Source organism: Ruegeria sp. HKCCA6837, assembly GCF_013034475.1.
In the GTDB taxonomy this organism is placed as follows: domain Bacteria; phylum Pseudomonadota; class Alphaproteobacteria; order Rhodobacterales; family Rhodobacteraceae; genus Ruegeria.
In genome coordinates this window covers 115,085-136,911 of record NZ_WQGD01000007.1, presented here as the reverse complement: position 1 = coordinate 136,911, position 21,827 = coordinate 115,085, and the positions used below count along the sequence as shown (strand labels likewise).

The 21,827-nt window shown below is 56.3% G+C and carries 19 protein-coding genes; 1 reads left to right on the top strand and 18 read right to left on the bottom strand.

All coding sequences use genetic code 11. The features are described from left to right. Nucleotides 1-86: 86 nt before the first annotated feature. The 16 genes from GOV91_RS12140 to GOV91_RS12065 all read right to left on the bottom strand — a co-directional run bounded on the left by GOV91_RS12140 (nucleotide 87) and on the right by GOV91_RS12065 (nucleotide 18,875). Nucleotides 87-521 carry a hypothetical protein gene (locus tag GOV91_RS12140; RefSeq protein WP_171235696.1) on the bottom strand — a complete coding sequence of 145 codons (435 nt, stop codon included), beginning with the start codon at nucleotides 519-521 and terminating at the stop codon, nucleotides 87-89. Then, nucleotides 514-2,667 carry a hypothetical protein gene (locus GOV91_RS12135; RefSeq protein ID WP_171235695.1) on the bottom strand — a complete coding sequence of 718 codons (2,154 nt, stop codon included), beginning with the start codon at nucleotides 2,665-2,667 and terminating at the stop codon, nucleotides 514-516. Before GOV91_RS12135 ends, GOV91_RS12140 begins: the two co-directional genes overlap by 8 nt. 157 nt (nucleotides 2,668-2,824) lie before the next feature. Beyond that, on the bottom strand, nucleotides 2,825-4,048 hold the full coding sequence (locus GOV91_RS12130; protein WP_171235694.1) for a MobA/MobL family protein: 1,224 nt from the start codon (nucleotides 4,046-4,048) through the stop codon (nucleotides 2,825-2,827). Nucleotides 4,049-4,194: 146 nt separating this feature from the next. Further along, the gene (locus tag GOV91_RS12125; protein ID WP_171235693.1) at nucleotides 4,195-4,446 is read right to left on the bottom strand and encodes a hypothetical protein; all 252 of its coding nucleotides are present in this window, start codon (nucleotides 4,444-4,446) and stop codon (nucleotides 4,195-4,197) included. Nucleotides 4,447-4,593: 147 nt separating this feature from the next. Beyond that, nucleotides 4,594-6,375 carry a thiamine pyrophosphate-binding protein gene (locus GOV91_RS12120; RefSeq protein ID WP_171235692.1) on the bottom strand — a complete coding sequence of 594 codons (1,782 nt, stop codon included), beginning with the start codon at nucleotides 6,373-6,375 and terminating at the stop codon, nucleotides 4,594-4,596. Further along, nucleotides 6,375-7,784, bottom strand: coding sequence for an aldehyde dehydrogenase family protein (locus tag GOV91_RS12115; RefSeq protein ID WP_171235691.1), 1,410 nt, complete (start codon nucleotides 7,782-7,784; stop codon nucleotides 6,375-6,377). The genes GOV91_RS12120 and GOV91_RS12115 overlap by 1 nt, the downstream gene beginning before the upstream one ends. Then, a complete protein-coding gene (locus GOV91_RS12110; protein WP_171126280.1) occupies nucleotides 7,765-8,679 on the bottom strand; it encodes a sugar phosphate isomerase/epimerase in 915 nt (304 codons plus the stop codon). The genes GOV91_RS12115 and GOV91_RS12110 overlap by 20 nt, the downstream gene beginning before the upstream one ends. A 154-nt stretch (nucleotides 8,680-8,833) precedes the next feature. Then, nucleotides 8,834-10,024, bottom strand: a complete 1,191-nt coding sequence (locus tag GOV91_RS12105; protein ID WP_171235690.1) for a Gfo/Idh/MocA family protein — start codon at nucleotides 10,022-10,024, stop codon at nucleotides 8,834-8,836. Further along, complete coding sequence (locus GOV91_RS12100; RefSeq protein WP_170353334.1) at nucleotides 10,017-10,691, bottom strand: hypothetical protein; 675 nt, start codon at nucleotides 10,689-10,691, stop codon at nucleotides 10,017-10,019. The genes GOV91_RS12105 and GOV91_RS12100 overlap by 8 nt, the downstream gene beginning before the upstream one ends. Then, a complete protein-coding gene (locus tag GOV91_RS12095; RefSeq protein ID WP_254440660.1) occupies nucleotides 10,681-11,868 on the bottom strand; it encodes a Gfo/Idh/MocA family protein in 1,188 nt (395 codons plus the stop codon). The genes GOV91_RS12100 and GOV91_RS12095 overlap by 11 nt, the downstream gene beginning before the upstream one ends. After that, nucleotides 11,858-12,685, bottom strand: coding sequence for a citryl-CoA lyase (locus GOV91_RS12090; RefSeq protein ID WP_170353336.1), 828 nt, complete (start codon nucleotides 12,683-12,685; stop codon nucleotides 11,858-11,860). The genes GOV91_RS12095 and GOV91_RS12090 overlap by 11 nt, the downstream gene beginning before the upstream one ends. Continuing rightward, nucleotides 12,682-14,574, bottom strand: a complete 1,893-nt coding sequence (locus tag GOV91_RS12085) for a bifunctional sugar phosphate isomerase/epimerase/4-hydroxyphenylpyruvate dioxygenase family protein (protein WP_171235688.1) — start codon at nucleotides 14,572-14,574, stop codon at nucleotides 12,682-12,684. The genes GOV91_RS12090 and GOV91_RS12085 overlap by 4 nt, the downstream gene beginning before the upstream one ends. Next, nucleotides 14,574-15,869 (bottom strand): TRAP transporter large permease, encoded by a 1,296-nt coding sequence (locus GOV91_RS12080; protein WP_171235687.1) that lies wholly within the window; start codon nucleotides 15,867-15,869, stop codon nucleotides 14,574-14,576. The genes GOV91_RS12085 and GOV91_RS12080 overlap by 1 nt, the downstream gene beginning before the upstream one ends. Then, nucleotides 15,866-16,441: a TRAP transporter small permease gene (locus GOV91_RS12075; protein ID WP_170460347.1), complete on the bottom strand. Its 576-nt coding sequence runs from the start codon at nucleotides 16,439-16,441 to the stop codon at nucleotides 15,866-15,868. Before GOV91_RS12075 ends, GOV91_RS12080 begins: the two co-directional genes overlap by 4 nt. A 30-nt stretch (nucleotides 16,442-16,471) precedes the next feature. Beyond that, a complete protein-coding gene (dctP, locus tag GOV91_RS12070) occupies nucleotides 16,472-17,482 on the bottom strand; it encodes a TRAP transporter substrate-binding protein DctP (RefSeq protein WP_170429695.1) in 1,011 nt (336 codons plus the stop codon). A gap of 100 nt (nucleotides 17,483-17,582) precedes the next feature. Next, the gene (locus tag GOV91_RS12065) at nucleotides 17,583-18,875 is read right to left on the bottom strand and encodes a Gfo/Idh/MocA family protein (RefSeq protein WP_254440659.1); all 1,293 of its coding nucleotides are present in this window, start codon (nucleotides 18,873-18,875) and stop codon (nucleotides 17,583-17,585) included. Between GOV91_RS12065 and GOV91_RS12060 the strand changes: the two genes are divergently transcribed. Continuing rightward, nucleotides 18,874-19,527, top strand: a complete 654-nt coding sequence (locus tag GOV91_RS12060; RefSeq protein WP_170353340.1) for a GntR family transcriptional regulator — start codon at nucleotides 18,874-18,876, stop codon at nucleotides 19,525-19,527. The two genes, GOV91_RS12065 and GOV91_RS12060, sit on opposite strands and share 2 nt — an antisense overlap. A 372-nt stretch (nucleotides 19,528-19,899) precedes the next feature. On the opposite strand, the gene GOV91_RS12055 is transcribed toward GOV91_RS12060, so the two are convergent. Then, the gene (locus GOV91_RS12055; protein WP_171235686.1) at nucleotides 19,900-20,889 is read right to left on the bottom strand and encodes a HupE/UreJ family protein; all 990 of its coding nucleotides are present in this window, start codon (nucleotides 20,887-20,889) and stop codon (nucleotides 19,900-19,902) included. Beyond that, nucleotides 20,886-21,716 carry a peptidyl-prolyl cis-trans isomerase gene (locus GOV91_RS12050; RefSeq protein ID WP_171235685.1) on the bottom strand — a complete coding sequence of 277 codons (831 nt, stop codon included), beginning with the start codon at nucleotides 21,714-21,716 and terminating at the stop codon, nucleotides 20,886-20,888. The genes GOV91_RS12055 and GOV91_RS12050 overlap by 4 nt, the downstream gene beginning before the upstream one ends. Nucleotides 21,717-21,827: the final 111 nt, after the last annotated feature.

Sequence of the window (21,827 nt, the reverse complement as noted above, 5' to 3'; positions counted from 1 at the left end):
TGAGATCGGTCTCCTTTGGAAAATTTAGAAACGCAGTTTAATCCGAACGGTTCGGAGAGCGAGAAACGCTCTCCGAAAGCTGCAGGCTAAGTCTGCGCTTCAGCGATCACTCGGCGTGTTATTCGGTCGGCCCGGCGCAAATTCTGGATGAGTTGAAGACGCCTGCGAAGCGTTACCAGAGGTTCAACCGTCCGGTTCAATTCGGCTGCCCGATTTGTCAGCCGCTTGTTGATCCAGGCACCGTCAGGGCAATGTTCGTCTGCAATCACCTCGCTCACCCATCCGGCTTCTATCTCAACCAGAACAGGCTGGAGCAGAGATTCGAGATCGTCGAGATCGCGATCACCGAACATTTCACCCGCACGGAGGCGTGAGCCAAATCGATAGGCTATGCGCGCGCCACTGGGCTCCAGATTGTCTATCAGCATGTCGAGTGCCTTCGACGCCGAGGGCACCATGTTGAGCGCTTCGAGGATCGCGGCCTCGATCGGCAATAGCTGCTGTGCGATGCTATCATACATAGCGCACCTCCCGCGTATCCGGCCGTCCCTTGCGACGCGTTTCCACCGTGACGGCGCGTATCTTTCGACCCGAGCCTCTGCTGCCGAACCTACGGGAGCGCCGGATATCGCGTTCTGCATGTATTCGTGCGCGAACGCGATGAAGTCGATCCAGCGCTGCGTCGGCGAGTTCACCCAATACGGGCGTTCCATCGGAGTTTCTGTCGAAGCCGCTGTTGTCTACAGATACGGAAACACGTCGAGCCGCATTGAAGCGTGTTGGCGCCCTCAAAGAAGCCTGTTCCCGCTCCTCTTCCGAACGCACATCGACGCAATAAGCCTGCTTACGTGGACACGGGTTCGTCGTGCCGTAGGCCAGAACCGCAAAGCGCTCACCGGCCATTTCCTCGACATCAATAACCAGCGACGGCCGAACTTTGGGATCATCCTCTCCCATCGTTTCATGGGGGAAGCGAAACGCGACGACATCGCCAACTTTCAAACGGGATTTCCAGTTCTCGGAGGGCAGCGCGATTTCAGTTTGAAGTGTCATGAGACATCCTTCATCGAAGTTGAAAAGAGCCGCGTCTTCCACCGTGTTTGGGCTGGTTCCCACTTTCGGCTGCGCGACATCCGGACTGCGCAGTCGAAGGTGGGCAACCTGCCTTTTCCGCTGTTTCGGTTCTCGTCCGTGCGCTGTTGTCTGGTCTGTTGCAGCTTTCCGATTTGTCGCCAGCGTGTTCGAAGTGTTTCCAATGGGTCGGTTGACGGGTGTTTCCGACTGCTGTGCCTCTGTTGGAGGGCCACAGAGTTCTCTGTGTCCAGAATGGTTCCCCTGTAGTGGGCATGGACCTGTCCGGTCCGTAGCAACGGGCAGCTCTGGGAGTGTTCCTGCCTTTTTACGCGCGTAATACTGGGACCTACCCAGGCCATAGTTCGTCCAAGGCTTGTTTCTCGATGCGCTGTTTTGCAGCAGGTACTGATCTCGCGAAGTACTCCCCTGAACAGCACGCCGTGCTCGTTCCCGTTCAGCTTTTCTGCGGTGGCGCTCTTCCGCTGGCATCACCTGACGCATGCTCAACTGACGCGCCATATCCGCTGATACGTCGAGACGCTCCGCAACAGTCGAGCCGCGGTAACAATATCTCTCGCTCTCGCGTGCATTGTCGCAAGCTTGCAGCTTTGACTTCGCAAGAGCCTGCTTGATAATGGCGTTCGTTTCGTTCTGGCATAGCCCGGGCGTTGCCATGTCTGCCGCTCGTTGAATGTGACCTTCGATGCCCTGGGTGTCTGACTGATGGGTCAGGCAGGTGGCATAGAAGTGCAGCCAGGTGTTTCGGTGCCCCACCGGGATCACCCCACCGTGGTAAATCCGGTAAGCCTCGAGATCTTTCAGGATCTGTTCAAATCGCTCAGCTTGGCTCAATCCCCGCGGCATTGTCTGACTACCTGGCTCCCGATCCTGAGGCTGCTTGCGGCGCTCCGTAAACTCGGAACGGGTGGGCCGCCCGACGGAGGCAAAAATCTGATCGGCAAGGACATCAAAATCCTGGCGTTGGCAATTCCCACCAGACACCCGAACGACCCGACCCGATTTCTCGTTTCGAGTGCCGGGAATGCGAAAGACGCGAGCTGGGTCGTTGCAAGCACGATCCGAACCAAACGGAGTAAGCAGGTCCATCAATGCCCGGATTGCCGCCTGCCAGCGGGATAGTGCAGCAGGTGGCATCGAATGGATCAACCAGATTGCGGCCAGTCCTCGTCCCGTTCGCAAAAAGAATGATGGCTCAGAGACACCGCGCATCAGAAGATGGCCCCCAACGGCTGCCTGAACGTCCTCTTCACCCTCAGCGCACCAGCCGGGGTCATTGTGATAATCCAGATCGACATAGAGCGCATTCAGGCTGACCAATCCTGAATTGCAGCGTGTGCCCTTAAACCGGTTCAGCGAGATAAACGATGTCCGATCCAGCAGCGCATGAAGGCACGCTACAATCCCATCCGGAGAGCGTGTGAATTGTTGACTTGCCTCCGCGGAATTCTTGATCAGAACGGCCGGCTTACCCACTGCATCGAAGGGATGGAGGAGTTGAACATACTCCTCAGGCGAAACGGTATGGATGTCATCTGAATGCGGGACAAGGTCGCGCGGATCGGTGTGCTTCATCCGCGGGAATTGGCTCTACGGTTGTAGGCACAGAAAAATCCAAGCAAAGAAAGGCAAGGCCCGGGTGAAGCCCCATGCTCGTCAACCGATCAATGGCACGAGTCCAAACATTGTAGATCGCATCCAGTGTTGCGCCCTGCAAAAGCTGGCATCGGTGTCATCGCGTACGCTGACGCGGCTTGCGCGTTCTTACACGCCGTATGTTGGAGATCCGATCATTCTGCTGGAGCTGAGGTGGGTGATACGCCTCAAGGTCGACATCAGAGGAGAATTCCTCATCGAGGATATCTGATGGATCGGCTTCTATGCCTTCTGTCGCCCATCGCACGGCTTTTTGGTATGCTGTTTCAGATCTGAGACATTCTATTTGCGACGAAGCTTCCAGCGCTGCTTTCACTTCGCGCTCGGATCTCGCCTCCAGCATTCGACGTTTCTCATCGCTGGCCGTTTTCTTGCGGGCAGCCTCTCTCACCCGCGCGATACGCTCCGCTTCGAGGTCGTCTCTCTGACGCTCCAGGGCGCGCAGCTGCAACCACGAGTGCCAGAGTGTTGAATTGTGTTCTTGGACAGCCTGGCGCCGCACTCCGGCAACTGTGTCGTCGCTTCCGCTTTCTTGCATTCTGCGGCGCGACCTGGCAGATCTGCGTGGCCCGACATGATCTTGTCTTGCCAGGCCTTGCGGTGCATCGCCCGTCTTGGCCATTTCGGCATACGAACGAAGATCAACCCGCGCTGGAGAGCCAATCTTGCGCAGGGCCGCGTTGGTCCGCTTTTCCCATTCTCCACGGATACGCTTGATTTCTCCGGGGCCTGAGGTTCTGTCGTCAAGAACACGCGTTTTCTCACCAAAGTCGCCTGTGATCCTATCAACCTTCCGCGTCGTCATCAGGATGTGGGCGTGGAAATTCAGGTTGGTCTTCGATGGATTGAAGAGCCTCCGCTCGTAGTCTTCTCGCGTCAGTTCGAGTTTGCCCGCGCTGTGCCGTTTCTCTTCCTCAGGGCACAAGAAACGCGGCGCGTGAATGTCGGCTTGAACGGCAACGCCGTATTCATCGCGAAGCCAGAGGCAGAAGCTGCGGACAAGCCCAACCTGCTCGAGAAGCGGTAGCTCGCGTGGCAAGGATGGGCGCAGTTCGCGGATGACTCTTGCATTCTTTCGACGTTCCGAACGCTCGGCAGCGTTCCAGAGCTCCTCGGCGTTTCCTGTCCAGTTGATCAATTCATGCGACAGGAGGCCACCCTTTCTGCCCGGCGAAAACCGTCGACCAACCCGCGCATCCCGGAAGGTGGTGCGCGCGGTGTAAGCGGCGGATTTGACGGCGGAGCGACCGTCGGCACGAGAATGCAGGATGACTTCGAGTCTGCTGGCGGGGTGTATCATGTAAAGGACATCGGGCCCCAACCCGATCTCCGCACAAAAAAGTCCGCGGCAGGCGCGCAGGCAAACCCCAAGTTTGCGTAACTGCGCGCATTGCCCAGCGGGCATGCGGACGGTCGCTCACACGGCGGCCTGGCGGAGCTATGTTTTCACGCAAGGGGAGCGAAGTCGGGATCCAGGCCGCATTTCCTGTTCGACCACTGAAAAGGGAGGACGAAATGGCGGACCTGGATCAACAAATCGAACAGGCGCGCGCGAGACTCAGGGACCTCCAGGCCCGGGCGAGCAAGCAACGGCGTCGCGATGAAACGCGCAAAAAGATTATCTATGGCGCTGCTGTTTTGAAGCTTCTCGAGGAAATTGAGAGAGACAAAGCTGATCGGTTGCTCAAGCTTCTGCATAAACGTATCTCACGCGACTCAGATCGAGAGCTGTTAGGGCTGTAAACCCAGTTAGATCTTCTTGAGGCACTGCACGCTCTCAGAAGGGTTGGCTGACTTGGGCCTATTGAAAGAAAAAACTGGCGCGGCTTACCGCGCTCAGTATCGTCAGGTCGCGACGTGAGAAACATCCTTGTCCGGCGAATAAATGTCCAGGATGTTCCAATGACCGGTCGTTGGTGTCGGGTTGTTGATCATTGGCACATCCAGCACGGTTGGTTTGCCGCTGGCGATTGCCGCTTCCAATGCAGGCAACAACTCGTCAGCAGCGCTGAGTCTGTGCCCTTCCGCGCCGTAGGCTCGCGCTATGTCGGCATAGCCCGGTCCGTTTGCGGGTGCGGCGGCTGATCCGGGGAACGTGGTTCCATAGGTCAGACCGTAATGCGCCTTTTGCAGACCTGCTATGGTTCCGAAGGCATTGTTGTTCATGACCAGCCAGATAATGCCCAGATCGAGTTCGACGGCCGTTGCCAGCATCGACGGGTTTTGGCCGAAACCACCATCGCCAACAAGGCTGATCACCACACGATCAGGTGCCGCCAGTTTCGCGCCGATCGCACCCGGAGGACCGAAACCCATCGTCGCGAACCCACCCGGGGTCAGGATTGAACCCGGCGTCAAAATGTCAAACTGTTGCCCGACACCGTTCTTGTTCCACCCAACGTCAGTGGTGATGATGGCATCCTCGGGCAGTGCCTTGCGGGTATCTGCCAGAATACGCTCGGGCATCATCGGAAAGGCTGCTGAGGTCGCCATTTCCACGTTGTGCGCTTTGAAATCCGTTCGGAAGTCGGCGATCTTCTGTTCCAGAGCGGGGCGTTTGAAACCGTCCGGATACATCTCGCGGGCGACCCGGTTGAGGACGCGCAAAGCGGCCTTGGCGTCAGCAACGACGCCGATCTCGGTGGGATAGTTCCGACCGATTTCCTGCGGTTCGATGTCGATATGAATGACCTTCGATCCGGGAATATTGAACGTGTAGCCAGGGTACCAACTTGAACAATCAGCCTCTTTGAACCGAGTGCCCACGGCAAAGATGTAGTCCGCATTCAAGCAGGACTGGTTGACCAGTTCTGTACCCCAAAAGCCAGTCATTCCCAGCACAAGCGGGTGGTCGTCTCGCAACGCGCCTTTACCCATCAGGGAATGCGCGACGGGCAGGCCCATATGGTCAACAAATTCTCGCAACTCCTCGCTGGCCTGAGCCAGAAGAATACCACCTCCGACATAGCCGACAGGGTTTTCGGCTTTAGCCAGCGCTTTGACAATCTCTCGCGCTGTCTCGTCGTCAATCGATGGTTTCTTGAGCGCGCGCGTGTTGTTGCGGATACGGTCGAAGCTGTCCGAGGGGATCACCTCTGAAAAGATGTCCATCGGCACATTCACCAGAACAGGGCCGGGTTGGCCACTTTCCGCGAGGTGAAACGCCTTCTCCAGAATCTCGGCCATCAGGTCGGCGCGATCCACGCGCCACGCGCGCTTCACGAAGGGTCGGTAAATCTCCCATTGGGCTGCGTCTGCATGCAGGTTCACTTCCTGATGCGGATGTTTACCGTAGTAATGCGTGGGAATGTCACCCGCGATCACCACCATCGGGATACAGTCCAGTGCGGCGTTGGCGACCCCGGTGGCGCAATTGGTCAGACCCGGGGAGAGATGGGACAACACCACCGAGGCCTTGCCCGTCACGCGGGCATAAGCGTCCGCCGCGTGGCTGGCTATTTGTTCGTGCCGTACGGTGACGAAATCGATGGGGCTTTCCGCCAGCGCGGCCAGAACCGCTATATTCGTGTGACCGCATAGACCGAACACATGTTTGACCTCACGACGCTCAAGGAAATCGACGATGTGCTCAGCAACGGTTTTGCCTTCTAATTTAGCTCCGTCCATCACGCGACCTCCTGTCCGTAGAACTCACCGAACAAGTCCGGCTCCGAGGGGCGATCCTCGGGGATGGGACGGCTGACCCAGGTGTAGTTCATCATGTGTTTCATGGTGACGTTTTCATTGGTGATGTTGCCGCCCCAGATGCCGCAGCCCAGGCTGCTGGTCATAGGCATGCCGTTGGTCCAGGCACCTGCGTTGGCCTTCGATTGTGGCTGTCGCACCATCATGCGGCTAACCGGGGCCAAGCGCGCTAACCGATCGATGTGATCGTCGTTGTGGCTGTAGATGCCGCAGGAGTGACCTTTGCCCCCGGTGTTGTAGATCTGGCTGACCGTTTCCAGCGCGTCATCGAACGTTTCGAAGTGATAAAGCGCCATCAGAGTGGTCAGTTTTTCCTTGGAGAACTTGTGCTGCGGGCCGATTTGCCCCTGATTTTCAACCATCAGAAACTTGCGATCTTCGGGGATGCTAAAACCGGCGACCTTGGCCGTTTGCTGCGGCGGACAAGCGATGGTCGGAAACGTACGGTTGCCCTTTTCGTCCCACATGGCCGCTTCGAGCATGGCCTTCTCTTCATCCGAACACAGGTAGCCGCCCTCGGCTTGAAGTGCCTTGACCATATCATCGTAAACTGAGCGCTGGATGATGATGTTGCCATCGGCTGAGCAACCGGACCCAAAATCAGAGGTCTTTGAAATACGCGTATTGTGCGCGGCGATGTCCAGATCGGCGGTTTCATCGATGACGATGGACGAATTGCCCGCGCCGACGCCATAGGCCGGGCGCCCAGAACTGTACGCCGCTTTGACCATGGGTTTGCCACCCGTCGCCAAAGTCAGGTCGCAGATCTCCATCAGATGTTGCGTCAATGGGATCGACGGTTTGCGAATGGATTGGAACAAGTCCTCGGGGGCACCGGCAGCACGACAAGCTGCTCGCATAACCTCGACCATTTCGAAGGTGGTATGGGCGGTTCGCGGGTGCGGGCTGAAGATGACCGCATTCCGGGCGTTTGCGGCGGACACGCCGGTCACCGGTGGCGTCATCGCCGGGTTGGTCATCGGGATCAGGGAGGCGATCACACCGGCAGGTTTGGCATATTTCACGAGCCCCTTTTCTTCGTCGACTTCGACGATCCCCGTCGAGGGCGTACGCAAGACGTCTCGCAGCACCATGTGAATCTTGAATCGCTTCGCAGGGCGCCCTGCGCGATCTCCGATGCCGCTCTCGTCCACGCCTTGTTGAGCCAAACGCGTGAAGGTTTTCTCATTACCCGCATACCACGCAATGGCCTGAGAAAGGCGGTCCAACCTGTCCTGATCCCAATCTTCGATCTCGGCCATGGCAGCGCGAGCGCGTGCCAGCATATCGGCGGCCATGTTGCGGTCGTTTTCAGTGAGCTCTTTGCCCATGATGATCCTCTTGGTGTTTTAGAATTGCAGCATCGGGCACACGACGCTGTGACCGCGCCTCGCCAAATGTTCGCTTGGCGTGGCTGAGACAGCGACGCGCGTGTTCTTCATATCCCAACTCGGCAACGCGGCTTTGGTTGGGCAGTTCGATGGAATAGTCGACGGGCGGCATCCGTTCGATGATGCCGGTGAAGTCAATCCAGCCTTCGCCGGGATAGAGCCGCGCATCGCGCGCCAGCTGGATCATGCCCTCGCGCGTATCGGCGATGCCGGGCAGGCAATCAGAGATATGCAGGAAGTGAAACAGGTCCGAGGGGACGTGTAGCAACTCTCCCAAATCCACGCGGCTGAGATGCAGATAAAGCGTATCAACCAGAATACCGCCATTCGGCTGATCGGAGGCGCGGACAATGTCAAGCGCCTCATCCAGAGTACGAAGGCGGGAAAAGCTTGGGAACTCCAGGTCCACTGTTAGCCCGTAGGGTGCCGCCAGTTCGCAGGTTTCCGAATAGACGTCGATCAGGAAGTCACGATCATCGCGGGTATTGGTCCACGCGCTCATGATCATGCGCTTGGCACCCAATTCCCCACCGATCTCAAGAGAAGGCTCAAAACTGCGCGGATCGACATCTTCTGTGATGCGCGCAAGTTCGACATCGAGGACTTTCAAGCCAGTGGTAGAGAGAGCAGTTTTGGTGGCATGCACCTGTGCCTTGTCGATTGGAGATTGAGTGAATTCACCGGGCACATGCATCGGAATGAAGCGGGGGCTGACGGCATCGTAACCGGCCCGCGCTGCGATATAGACCAACTCGGGCGGCGTACAGCCAATCAGCGTCAGATGCGCCAAGGAATAGAGAGAGGGGCTTGCGCCAGCCTCTTCGGGTTTCACCATGAACGGCAGCTCCACGTGTCTGCGAATCTCAAATTCATCACACGTAGTAAAAAATATCTGATATTTTTTAAAATATCAACTTTTAATACTGAGCAGGAAATGAAAGCGCCCGGGCAACTGCCCGGGCGTGTTTTTCATTCTTGTTGGCAGAGCCTTAGAGAGTGACCCAGTCACCTCCGGACTGGTGAGAGCGCACGGAGGCTTCAATAAACCGGACGCCATCTGCACCTTGTTCGACACTGGGATAAGTAAGCCAATCATCCGGAACGGTAACGCCATCCCGACGCGCGGCTACGGCCATAGCAAATTCCGTATAAAGGTTGGCCCAGGCTTCGATAATCCCTTCTGGGAAGCCGCGCGCGGTCCGGATTAGACGTTCTGCGCCGGGGCCGATGCCATGCCCGTGACCTCGGCTGATGATACGATCCGGCTCACCGAACCGATTGAACTTCAGCTGTTCCGAATTCTCCAGGTCCCACTCGAGACCTCCTTCGTTCCCGAATATGCGCAACCGCAACCCTCCCCGATTCCCGGGGGCAAGGCGTGTCGCCATCAGGGTTCCCGGAACCTCGTTTTGATAGCGGGTGAACATGAATGCAGTGTCTTCCAAAGGCTTTGGCGCGCCGCAGACATGAAACTCAGCCCGTAGGTCGGTCAAGGGCAGGCCCGAGACAAAACTGGCGAGATGCGCGCCATGGGTGCCGATATCGCCGACACAGCTGGTCGGACCAGAAATCTTTGGGTCCAGCCGCCATTTGACGTGGGGCGCATCAGCCACATCATCGGGCGTCATCCAGTCTTGCATGAACTCGACGTGGATTTGGTTGATTTTACCGATGCCGCCTTCCGCCACTATTTGTTTGGCCTGACGGATTACTGGAAAACATGACATCGCATAGCCGACAGCAAAGATGTGTCCCGTGCGCGCGGTAATCTCCTCAATCCCTTCGGCCTCCGCGACTTCGTTGGTCAGGGGCTTATCGCACAGCACGTCAATGCCCGCCTCCAGAAAGGCTTTGGCCGCTTCGAAATGAACGTGGTTCGGGGTGGTGATCATGACGGCATCTACGCCATCCGGGCGTGCCGCCTCGGCCTTTGCCATCTCGTCGAAGGACGCATAGCACCGGTCGGCCGGCAGGAACCACTCGGCCCCGCGCACCTTGCTTCGCACGGCGTCAGAACTGAGCGCTCCTGCGACGACCTCCCACCGGTCGGTCATCCGCGCGGCCGTTGCCTGCGTGACAGAGATACGTCCGCCGCCAACAACACCCAGCCGCAAACGGCGAGACAATCGGGGGAAAGGTCCGTCAAAGTTCAGGTCTTCGGAAAAAAGTCTCTCAGCCATTCTGAATCTCCATTTCCGGGACCCGTACGCCTTCCGGCAGCATTTCCACCGCCATGAAAATGCTGGGGGTAATCGTCTCGTACTGATGCCAGGGATAGTTGCCTTCGGCGTCATACATCGGTTTGTGCGTCGTGCCGGGGGCCATGAATTCTTCGAGGTAAAGGGATTCAACATCCCGCTCACGGCATTGCTGCATTTTCCCAAAGCCTACGATTTGTGTATGCACTTCGCGAAACCCCGGTACCGGGCAGAACGGATGATCCTTGTGCAATCCGACATTCAGCGGCACCGAGCCGGAATGGTACATGGTCAGCCCAACGTTACCCACAAAGACCTTTGGCGACATGTAGTGGCTGACACCGCGTAAACGCTCCTCTTGGCGAACATCAAAAGCAGATGGCCATGTATCTTTCACCCATGCGAACAACTCGTTGTCATCGGCATGGGCGTCGAAATCGTGGACAATGACTGCACGTTCCACGCCGCTAAGCGTGCTGTCTTGCACGATCACAGAGGAAAGCGGTGCAATGGTCTGATCCTCGACAGAGAGATTTCGCCCCCCAAGGTTAAGGACGATGGCGCGACCCTCGATAGAAATTCTGCGCTCGTCAGTTATGTGCTGGACGCGAAAGAATGGCTGAGCAAAGTCGAGTGTCTCAATCGGCATGAACCAATTCCTTCCTCTCATCGTTAAGGAAATCGACCGGCAAAGGCTCCGGAGCCGCGCAACGGCTTTCTATCGTCTGATAGGCGCCAAATTTTGGTGCCCGTTCGATCGCGTCCATGACCTCGAAAACGTGGTAGGCGAGCGCTCCACTTGCACGGGGTTGGCGTCCTTCTTGCGCCGCCAGGGCCAGATCCAAAAGGCCGAGACCACGGCTGTCCTCATTGAACCCGTGTTTGTTGACGACCACCTGCCAGCCTTCGCGACCGGATGGGCGCGGCTGATGAGACCAGCGCGAGGTCTCCCGCGTTTTCAGCCAGACATCCCCCTGAAAGATGTTGGCACCATGTACCGGGTCAGGGTCTGGGATGCTGATGGTGCCTTTTTCACCGTAGATCTCGAACCGCGGCGTTTCGCTATCCCAGACGTCAAAGCTCATGGTCATCGACCCTATAGCCCCGGAAGAGAACTGCAGCAGGCTTAGGGAATGCGTGTCGACCTCGACATCCATCCATTCACCGTTGCGAGGGCCGTTTTCGATCATCCTTTTGTCGAACGTGCGCCGAGCCATTCCGGCGACCCGGTCAACCGGACCAAGGCAGCAAACCATGGCGGTCAGGTAATATGGCCCAAGGTCCAGCAAGGGCCCGCCACCGGCCTGGTAGTAGAAATCCGGGTTGGGATGGTGGCGTTCCGTCCCGTGGGTACCGACATGGGCAAAAACCCCTGTCGGTTTGCCAATGGCACCCTCATCGATCAAGCGCCGAACGGTTTGCCAACGACCGCCCAGAAATGTGTCGGGTGCGCAACCGACCAGTAGCCCCTTTTCAGAGGCCATGTGCAGAATCGTCTTACCATCCGTTCGATCCATAACCAGCGGCTTCTCGGAATAGACGTGCTTGCCCGCCTCCAACGCACGCAGGCTGATTTCGGCATGCGCCGCCGGAATTGTCAGATTCAGAACGCAGTCAATCGTCGGATCGTCAAACACCCCATCTGGCGCACAGGCCTTGGCGATACCGTATTGATCTGCCTTGGTGCGGCTTTCCGAAGGGTCAAGGCTTGCACAAACCACGACCTCAACGTTTGAGAATTTGGATAGTGTTTTTAGATAAATATCGCTGATACGACCACAGCCGATAAGGCCGACCCGGAAGGATTTCGATGTCTCACGTGTCATCATTCCTGTCTTCGTAGAGGGGTAAGTAATTAGGGGGCATCGGCCCTTTGTTGCGGCCACCCTGGTTCATCTGTTCCCAAGCGTGGGCGAGTATTCCGACCGAGCGGGACAGGCAGAACAGCCCTCGCGACAAGGGCGCAGGAAAGCCAAGTTCGCAGAAGATCACAGCTGTCGCGCCGTCAATATTCATGGCAATTGGCCGACCGCCTCGTTGACGACCGAGTTCGGCTTGAACCTCTTCTCCGATATCGGCAAACCGGCCAGAAACTGTGCCTTCTGCCGCCGCATCTCGAACAAGTTGCATCAATCGGGGTGCGCGTGGATCGACAGGTTTGTGAAACCTGTGACCGAAGCCCGAGACGATCTTGCCATAGGTCTCGCGCCAGCTGTCCAGACCGTCCTTCACTGCGTCATTCAACGATGCTCCGCAATCCATGCGAGCTGCGATATCATAGTACAGCTCTGCACACTGCTCTCCTGCCCCGCCGTGCACGTCGCCCAGCATGTTCACCGCAGTCGCCATCGCGTTATTGAGACCTACCCCGCAGGTGGCGGCCATACGCGCAGCCGCTATTGAGGGAGCCTGTGGGCCGTGATCCACGCCTGCGACCAAAGCGGCTTCGAACAGGCGCGCTTGCGCGTCGCTGGGTAGATCGCCCCGCACCATAAGCCAGATCATCTGCGGGAAAGATACGTTTCCGATCAGGTCCTCTATGGCGTTGCCACGAAAAGAGATCTGTCCGGGTTTCATGTCGATGATGGAGGTACGCCACCATTGGCGAACGGCGCGCTCATCGTCTGTCGTCTGCGCGGTCATTGCGTCTGCACCTCTTTCACCGGCTGGGTTTTGCTTTGCGCAGCAAGGCGAATGGGTGCATTGCGCGCGCCATAACCGGCATAGCCCATACGGCGTTCAACGATTTCGAAGAAGAAGCCGTTAAAGATGGGGCGGCTGTATATCTGAAAATACTCAGCACCCGCCGCCCGATCGTAGAGAATGTTCCCCCTGCGCAATTGGGCGACCAAATCGTCATCCAATCCGAATGTCGCTTGCAGATCAGCGTAGTAGTTCTCCGGGATGGACAGGCTGGGAAAGCCAGACTTGAGCAACTGGGCTGAAGTTTCAAAAATATCATCCGACTGGAAGGCAATGTGCTGAACACCAGCCCCAAAGCCATCTTCAAGGAATGACGCCGCCAGTGTTCGACGCCCAACTGCCCCATTCAGGTTTAAGCGCACTTCGCCTTCGGGACTTTCGATAGCCTGGCTTTGCACGACACCAGACGGGTCGGCGACGTTCACGATAGGGGATTTTGCCATCTCGAAAGTCGAAATGTAGTAGAGTAGCCAGCTTTGCATCTCATCGTGACGCATCGTCTGGGCCAGATGGTCGATACGACGCAGACCGGCAGGTTGGGTGGCTTTGGTTTTCGCAACCGGCTCGAACTCAATGTCCCATACCCGATGGAGATCGGATTTCTCATCGATGAAATGAACGACGTTGCCACCAACGCCCCGAATGGCCGGGATATCCAGTTCCCCTGTTCCCACCGGTTGTGAGAAATTCGGCGCGCCCAACGCGGTCGCCCGCTGAACCGTCTGATCCGCATCTTTGACACGCAACCCCATGTCACAAACGGAGGGGCCGTGACCCAGGAACGCCGAATGGGCAAATCCTTCCTTTTCGGTATTCACAACGATGTTTATCGCGCCCTGCCGCCACAGCTCGACGGACTTGGATACGTGTTTTCGCTCCATTCGAAAACACATTGCTGACAACATATCTGCCAGCTGCGCGCCGCTTGTTTCGTCGGCTGTAAATTCGACGAATTCGAAGCCTGACGCATAGACGCGTTCCGGCAGGTCCGGGATGCCGAAATCGGTTCCCGGCTCGGTCCGGGATACCTCATCCAGGAGGTTCACCAGCGACCTGTAGCTGTCTCGGGCCAGTGTTCGGCCACCGGGTTGAGGAGCTGCTTCGTTGACGCGTGCAACCGACCAAGGCCCTTTGTATCCGGCGCGGGACAACACGCGAACGAAGCCCGCAAGGTTCAGCGACCCAAGCCCCGGCAGAAGCCCAAAGTGCCGCTTGAGCCGACGTATATCCATCTCAAGCCGGGGTGCATCGGACAGTTGCACATGGAACAGCCGCTCTCCGGGAATGTCCCGAAGGCGGGCTGGTTTGGATCCGTCGGCAAGCGAGAAGAAGGAATTCAAAGCCAACCCCAGATTAGGGCTGTCGACAGCATCAACGACGCCTAACGCCTGTTCATCCGAGTGAATAAGATCCGACCATGGCAAGCCCATATAGGCCAGACGCATCCCCATTTCTTTAGCGATTTGGGCCGCCTCGCCAAGATCTGCGATTACCTGTTCTTCGGTCGCAGCGACATCGACCTCGAAGGCAGACCCGATAAGCAGCAATTCCGTTCCCAGCTCGCTCATCAGGTTGAGTTTGCGCTTCAGTCGATCAAAGGCGCGCTCACGTCCGGCTTCGGGCTGGCCTTCAAGATTATGGAAGGGTTGTAACAGGCATATCTTCAGGCCGAGGTCCGATGCAATCTTGCGGACTTGCGATGGCGGTCCGTCAAAAGCGGTCAAATCCGGTTCGTGTAATTCGACACCCCCGAATCCCGCGTCAGCGATAGCACTCAGCTTTTCAGCCAGATCACCGGGGATCGACGTTGTCGAAACCGACAGGCACATTATCCCTGATATCCAAACATACGCGGCAACCACAGGACCAGATCCGGCATCAGCATAATTATCACCAAGGCGAAGATGAGAACCGCGAGGAAGGCCCAGATTTCGGAGATGATTTCGCGCAGCGGAATGTCCGTCACGGCGTTGATCACAAAGAGTAGAATGCCATAGGGCGGCGTGATCAAACCGATCATTGAGTTCACGACGACCAGCACTCCGAAATGCACCAGATCAATCCCGAGCGCTTCGCAGGTTGGAATGAACAGGGGCACGATCACCAGGATGATCGTTGTTGCGTCTAACACGCATCCCAGCGCGAGGATCAGCAGGTTTACGAGGATCAGGAATACAATCGGGCTAACATCCGAACCCTCCAGCAGTGCCGAGATCGACTGTGGAATCTGTTCCTGAATGACGATGAAGTTCAGAATGAACGCGCCACCAATGACCACCCCGACGGCGGCGGAGGAGCGCGCGCTGTCGACGAACACTTGATAAAGGCCACGGAAGGTCAGCGCGCGGTAGAACAACGCTGCCAGTAGCAGAGCGTAGAATGCAGCAACTGCGGCGGCTTCGGTCGGAGTGGTGACGCCGCCATATATACCGTACAGCAGGATTGCGGGCATCAGCAGTGCCGGAAACGCGTTGGCGGTTTTAGCCGGCAATTCGCGCAGAGGAACAGGTTCTTCCAATGCAAAGTTCCGCTTTCCGGCCAGATAATAATTCATCGCCATGAGGACGACGCCCATGATCAGGCCCGGAAGAATACCGGCCAGGAACAGCGACCCGATAGAGGCCTTGGAAACGAGCGCGTACAAAACCATCGGGATCGAGGGCGGAATGATCGGGCCAATCGTCGCCGACGCCGCCGTGATCGCGGCTGCGTAACCTCGGCTGTAGCGGCCATCCTTGGTCATCATCTCAATGATGATTTTACCGATCCCCGCGGCATCCGCGACGGCCGAGCCGGACATACCCGAAAAGATCAGAGACGCTACCACGTTGACGTGCCCGAGACCGCCCTTGAACCGACCAACAGCGGCGACGCAGAAGTTCAGCAGACGGTCCGTGATCGAGCCCGCGTTCATGATATTGGCGGCGACGATGAACAAAGGCACGGCAAGCAGGATCGTGCTTTTGTAGAAGCCCTGCAGGATCTTCTCGCCTGCGAGTGCTACGTCCAGTCCGGCTGTGCCCAGATACACCAATGAGGCCAAGAGGATGGAATAGCCGATAGGTGTCCCGATGCCTGCCAGAAGAAAGAGAGCGAGCAGGCAGGAAAGAAGTTCAAAACTCATTTCTTAACTTCCTCGTCCTCTTCGACGTCGACACGGGGATGGTCGTCAACCACGTTGTACCCAACAACCAGTTCCAACTCTGTCTTTGGGGGGCCATTGCGCATGACGTCGAAGAATAGCCACGCGTAGCGCGCTGCGACGACCAGCATGAATACCGCGTAAATCGAGAATACTGTGCGCAAAGGTATCTTCTCGCCGGAAAACGGATTGCGGACAGTCGATGTCTTGCGGATTTTCATCCAATCGATGTAGTCCCACGTCGGAAGGAAGCTGTAGAGCATACCGACCACGATCGCTGCGGCCGCCAGCATCGCAAAGACCTGCCGCACGCGCATCGGCACGGAAAGGTAGATGATGTCGAACTTCACGTGATCCCGTTCGCGCACTATGAAAGCGCAACTGAAGAAGATCACCCAAACCCACAGAATGCCGATGAGTTCAAGCGTCCATCCGGCGGGGGTAAAGAAGTAGCGCAAGAGTATTTGCAATAGGAAAATCAGGAAGATTGCCGCCAGCATCCCGCCGGCAATCGCTTCGGTCAGTCGGGAGAACCCCTTTATGAAGGCTTTCATTATGGTTCTCCCTCCCTTGTCTTACTGGGCTCAGTTGCCCAAAGCGTTGATCTGATCCAGAACGCCTTCGGGCCATGAGCCAGCGAATTCGCTGTCCAGATACATAGACTGTACCTGATCGCGGAACGCGGCGAGATCGGGTTCGTAGATCTCCATTCCTTGCTCTTTCAGAAAACTGACAAGATCCTCTTCTTTCTGAAGTTGCTTCTGACGGCCTGATTCAGCTGCTGCGTCCGCAGCTTCCTGAACCTTAGCTTGCTGTTCCGGCGTCAACCCGTCCCAAACTTCTTTGCCAATGGCGATATAGTTCAAGTCGACCAAGTGAGATGTCAGGATGATCTGATTGGTCACTTCGTAAAACTTGGCATCAACCACGGTCGGCAATGGGTTGTCCTGACCGTCAACGGCACCGGTCGACAGAGCTGTGTAAACCTCTGAGAACGCCATTGGTGTCGGGGCGGCACCCAGCGCTTTTCCAAGGAACTGCCACGCATCTGTGCCCGGCATCCGCAGGTTCACACCCTCCAGATCAGCCGGAGTGCTGACGGTTAGTTCATCCTTGGGTTGGCGCAGGTTCACCTGTCGACGGCCCAGATACATGACCGACAGCAGTTTGACGCCCAGTTCTTCTTCGGCCTTTTGCTTGAAGGCATCCATCAAGGGATCGTTGAAGACAGCCACCTGATGCGCGGCGTCCTGGTGGACATAGCCTGCTGTAAAGATCGAAAACTCGGGGAAGAACTGTGCCAGTTCCTGCGCCGAGGTGATCGACATTTCCAGGTTACCCCGACTGATGGCGTCCAGCTCAGTACCCTGAGCGAAAATGGTGCCGTTATAGCTGGGCTCATAACTTGCGAAATCAGCGACCATGGGCGCGAAAACCTCGGCCATGGCGACCGAGCGCTGATCGGTCTCCGATCCTGATGTTGCGAGGCGAAGTTGCACTTTGTCTTCCGCCAGCGCACCACTTGTTGCGCTAAACAGAACACCGGTTGCGACCAGGGCCGATACAGCAGCCCGGCGGGTAAGTTTGGTAATCACTTTGCTCCTCCCTGAGACATCATGATGCTTCTTTTTTGCGATTCAGAGTTTTGACCTATTTTGGACATTTTGCAAGATGTTTTACAAAATATCTGATATTTTAGACTGCCGTCATACCTACCATTGGTGTTTTTTGTAAGCTATTGATCCTGACCGTATCACCTGTTCTGCAGGAATTCTGAATAGCTTCAATAACTTGAAGTGTTCTGAAACCTTCCCATCCAGACACAATCGGTTCTGCTTCGTGCCGAGCTACTTCAACAAAGTGCCTAAGCTGATTGACCAGGGGGTCAGACGCACCCTTCTTCAGCGCGGTTGATGAGATTGGCGTCCACCAGTCCCTTTGCTCACCCTGGTAACTCCACAATCGAAGATCGGGAACGGACAACGAACCATGAGAGCCACCTATCATGTAGCTACTCTCAGTGGTTGAAGGATAGATTGGATATTCCTGAGACGTCATCTCCCAGCTCCATGGAGCAACGATGCTGTCGGACACACTTATGGTCCCTATCGCTCCGCTTTCGAACGTCAACAGAGCACCGGCAACATCTTCGTTGTCGTAGCCCCGCTGCGATGCAGCCGACTGAGCCTGAACGGTCACGACTTCTCCGGCCAAATACCGCAGAAGATCGACGTCGTGGACCAGATTGACTGAGATGGGCCCTGCACCTGGTTTCTTTCGCCAGGGCGCAGCATCAAAATACTCGTCCGGCTTATAGAACCAGCAATTCGCATGGACAGCGCGCACATCGCCAATCTTCCCGCCGACAATGGCTTCCTTAGCCGACCGGATCAGAGGATTGTGTCGACGATGATGTCCGACCATCAGTGGCACATTGGCCTTCTCCGCTGCTTGAACAAGCTCAAGTGCAGCGGTGGCTTCCACGGCGATCGGTTTTTCGACAAGAAGGGGACAACCATGTCGAACACACGTGAGGCCTTGTTCAACATGAAGCGTGGTCGGGGTCGCAAGAACAGCTCCGTCCGGCGTCTGATTTGCAAACATTTCCTCGAGGGTTTCGAAACATGCGACCCCATGCTCAACGGCGTAAGCACGACCTTCATCGCTGGGGTCGACCACCGCGACGAGATCAACATGGCGCAACGCTCGTATAGCGTCTGCGTGGCGGCGTCCAACAAGGCCAATGCCGACAATGGCAATGCGAAAGTTCTTAGACACTTTGCTTCCTTCCGGAGGGTCCGGAAAATCCCGAAACCGATGATTGCGATCGGGCTGCTTTGCCCAACTTGGCCACGACCGTATTGGGGTTTTCGCGATTCCGCAATAATGTATGATATTTTTATTTTTACCATACATCAGTTTGGATTGCTGATGTCTCTCAAAAATGCTAATTGAACGAGGAAACTGATAATATCGGGTGAAACGCATGGCGAAACAGCCGTCTACGATAGGTGCAAGCACCTATCAGCGCATCAAGCGGGATATCATCTTCGGGGAGCTGCAACCCGGCTCCAAACTGAAGCTGGACGCCTTGAAGGAACGCTACTCGGCAAGCCTTTCGACACTTCGTGAAACGCTGAACAGGCTCGCCAGCGACGGATTTGTCGAAGCTCCCGAGCAACGGGGTTTCCTGGTCACACCAGTTTCACGAGAAGACCTGACCGAGATTTCAGAGCTGCGGGTCCTGTTGGAATGCCACGCGTTGGAATTGTCCATTGCGAATGGCGACACGGATTGGGAAGGCAACCTCGTTGCCGCACACCACAAACTGCACCTGATGGAACAGCAGCTTCTCAAGGGCGACGAGTCCGAGAAAGAAACCTGGAAACGATATGATTGGGAGTTTCACCAAGCGATGATCGCGGCCTGCAACTCCAAAAACCTTCTGTCTCTGCACTCCATCATCTACGACAAGTACTTACGGTATCAGATGCTTGTGCTGACTTATCGCGGCGAAGAGGCGGTCAAGGAGCACAAGGGCATGTTCGATGCCGCGCTGGCCAGAGACGCCGACACGGCGAAGAGGCTGTTGGAAGATCACATTCGAAATGGCCTCCAGCATACCTTGGAGGCTATGTAAGACGTTCCCATTGCCGCAATAGCGACAGCCTTCAACGCAGAGCACCCCGGTGAAGGCGAATTTCTTTTGATCGAATTCGCCAGTCAGGGCACCGCTACGACAATTGACCTTTCGGCTTACCCCTTGAAGGTCACGGCACGCATATTTTACAGAGTGTTAATGTGTGGGGTTTGTGTCCAAGACGGACCTCCGCTACCATCATCCAGAAAATTTTTTTTGAATGAACCCTTCGTGGGCGAACTGGACCTTGGCCTAGAATAAACCTCTTTCAAATCTGTCTTTGGACGACGATCAAATCTGAGCTCGCCAGTTAGCAGCCGTGACTGGGAAGCCCGCCGAGATTTCGAAAGCCGCCGCTTTGAGTTTGTGAGGCTAGAAACCGCTAATACGCTCGATAAGCCAATACATCGACACGGAACCGATGCCATAGGCGGCGACAACTGTTGCCCTTTGGCTGAGAGGAAATGCAATCACACGCCAGATCGTCAAAGAAAGCGCCAAGGCTGTGATAAAAAACAGCTGACCGGCTTCAACGCCCAGATTGAACGCAAGCAATGCTGCGGGGATGTCGTTTGGCGGCAGGCCAATGTCGGCCAATGCACCTGCAAAACCAAGACCGTGTAAAAGCCCAAATCCGAAACAGACGATCCAGGGTTTTTGACTTGAAAGCCGGAACCGCCCTTCGCCGCCCTTTACAATCTCCATCGCCAGAAAAACGATGGATAGCGCAATGACGGCCTCGACCGGTGGGCCGGGAACGTTCAGAACTCCAAAGGTTGCAAGCGCCAATGTTATCGAATGCGCAAGCGTGAATGCTGTTACAGCTCCGACCAATCTCCACGGATCGCGAACCAAAATGAACAGCGCTAAGACAAAAAGCAGATGGTCCCAGCCTTCCAGTATGTGCTCGAACCCCAACTGGAAATAGGCGACAAATACTGACGATGTCGTCTGTTCAGATGGGATGTCCTGAACCGCAGACTCTGGCGTGAAACGAAGCGTCGCGGGCTCGGATTCTAGTGGGTGCAAACGGACCAAAACATCGTTTTGCTGAGCCTCAAGGCCCTCAATGGCGACGGGTTGGCCCGCGATCGTTGCGTCGCACTCGGCAACCCAGGATGAAACCCATGCTCGCCCGTCGAAAGCCGGGTCAGACCCGCGTGCCGGGACACATCCATCCGGCAACACCGCATCAATCGCCATTGGCTGCCCATTCACGTCCGGCTTCCGCCAATGAACGCTCCACGTACCTGGCCCGATTTGACGCATATCCAGGTATCCCGGATCAAGCGCATGCGCTACCACGGCACCTGCGGGCCAAGCAAACAGCAGCGCAAGCACTATGCAGATCAAAGCCCTCATTCGGTCGCGCCTGACAGGTCGGGCACCACAATCTTGTACGTACCCGCAAGAGCTTCATACTGCGCTTGCGCCAGATCTTCACTCATGGCGCGACGCCAATCCCGTAAAACCGCATCGTGAATGTCTGACAAAGCCGGCGTTTGGCTGGGCTCAATGGCGGTCACCTGAACAAGGTGAACCCCGTAACCTGACCGGATCGGACCGACCCACTGGCCAGCTTCGAGCTCGAACAGAGCGTCGGAAAATCCACCTCCAAAGACCGAGTCCACCACTCTGGTCACGGTCAGGGGCATTGAGGTCGGCAAGAGTGTCGAAGCCCCGTATGTAGACATGTCTTGCCCCTCGTCTAGCGCAACCAGGGCCGCCTCAAGTTCTGCATCACTTGGCCGTTCGCCCAAAAAGACCTGATTGAACGCCACCTTGTCGGGGGTAGCATAGCGTTCAGGACTTTCTTGAAGAAACGCCTCTAGATCCTCATCTTCTGGAACCACTGATGTGGCGATCGCTTCTGTAAGAAAATCCATCTTCTGACTTAGACGAGACCTGATCACACTATCCCCACGATCAAGGCCAAGCTTTCGTGCCTCCCGCACAAGTACCTCTTCGCGAATTGACGCGCTAACCAAGGCTTGCAGCTCGGCATTGTTGGGCGGGCGTTTCCACCGCGCTTCAAACTGATTAGACAAAAGCGCGATATCGTCTTGGTCGAATGTTATCGTTTCAAGGTTTTCGACAGTCTGGTCGTTCGGCGCAACGATATGGAACCAAATGAAAATAGCCGCTCCAATCAAGAAGAAATGGAACAGAGGTTCTTTCAGTAATCGCATGAAGTCTCCTGCGTAAAACGTGCTCTGGTTCTACGTACTGATGCTGGCATCAGCTGATCGGGTTTTGCAAGAAAATGAATGCTATGAGCATTGCAGAAGTTTCAAACGACC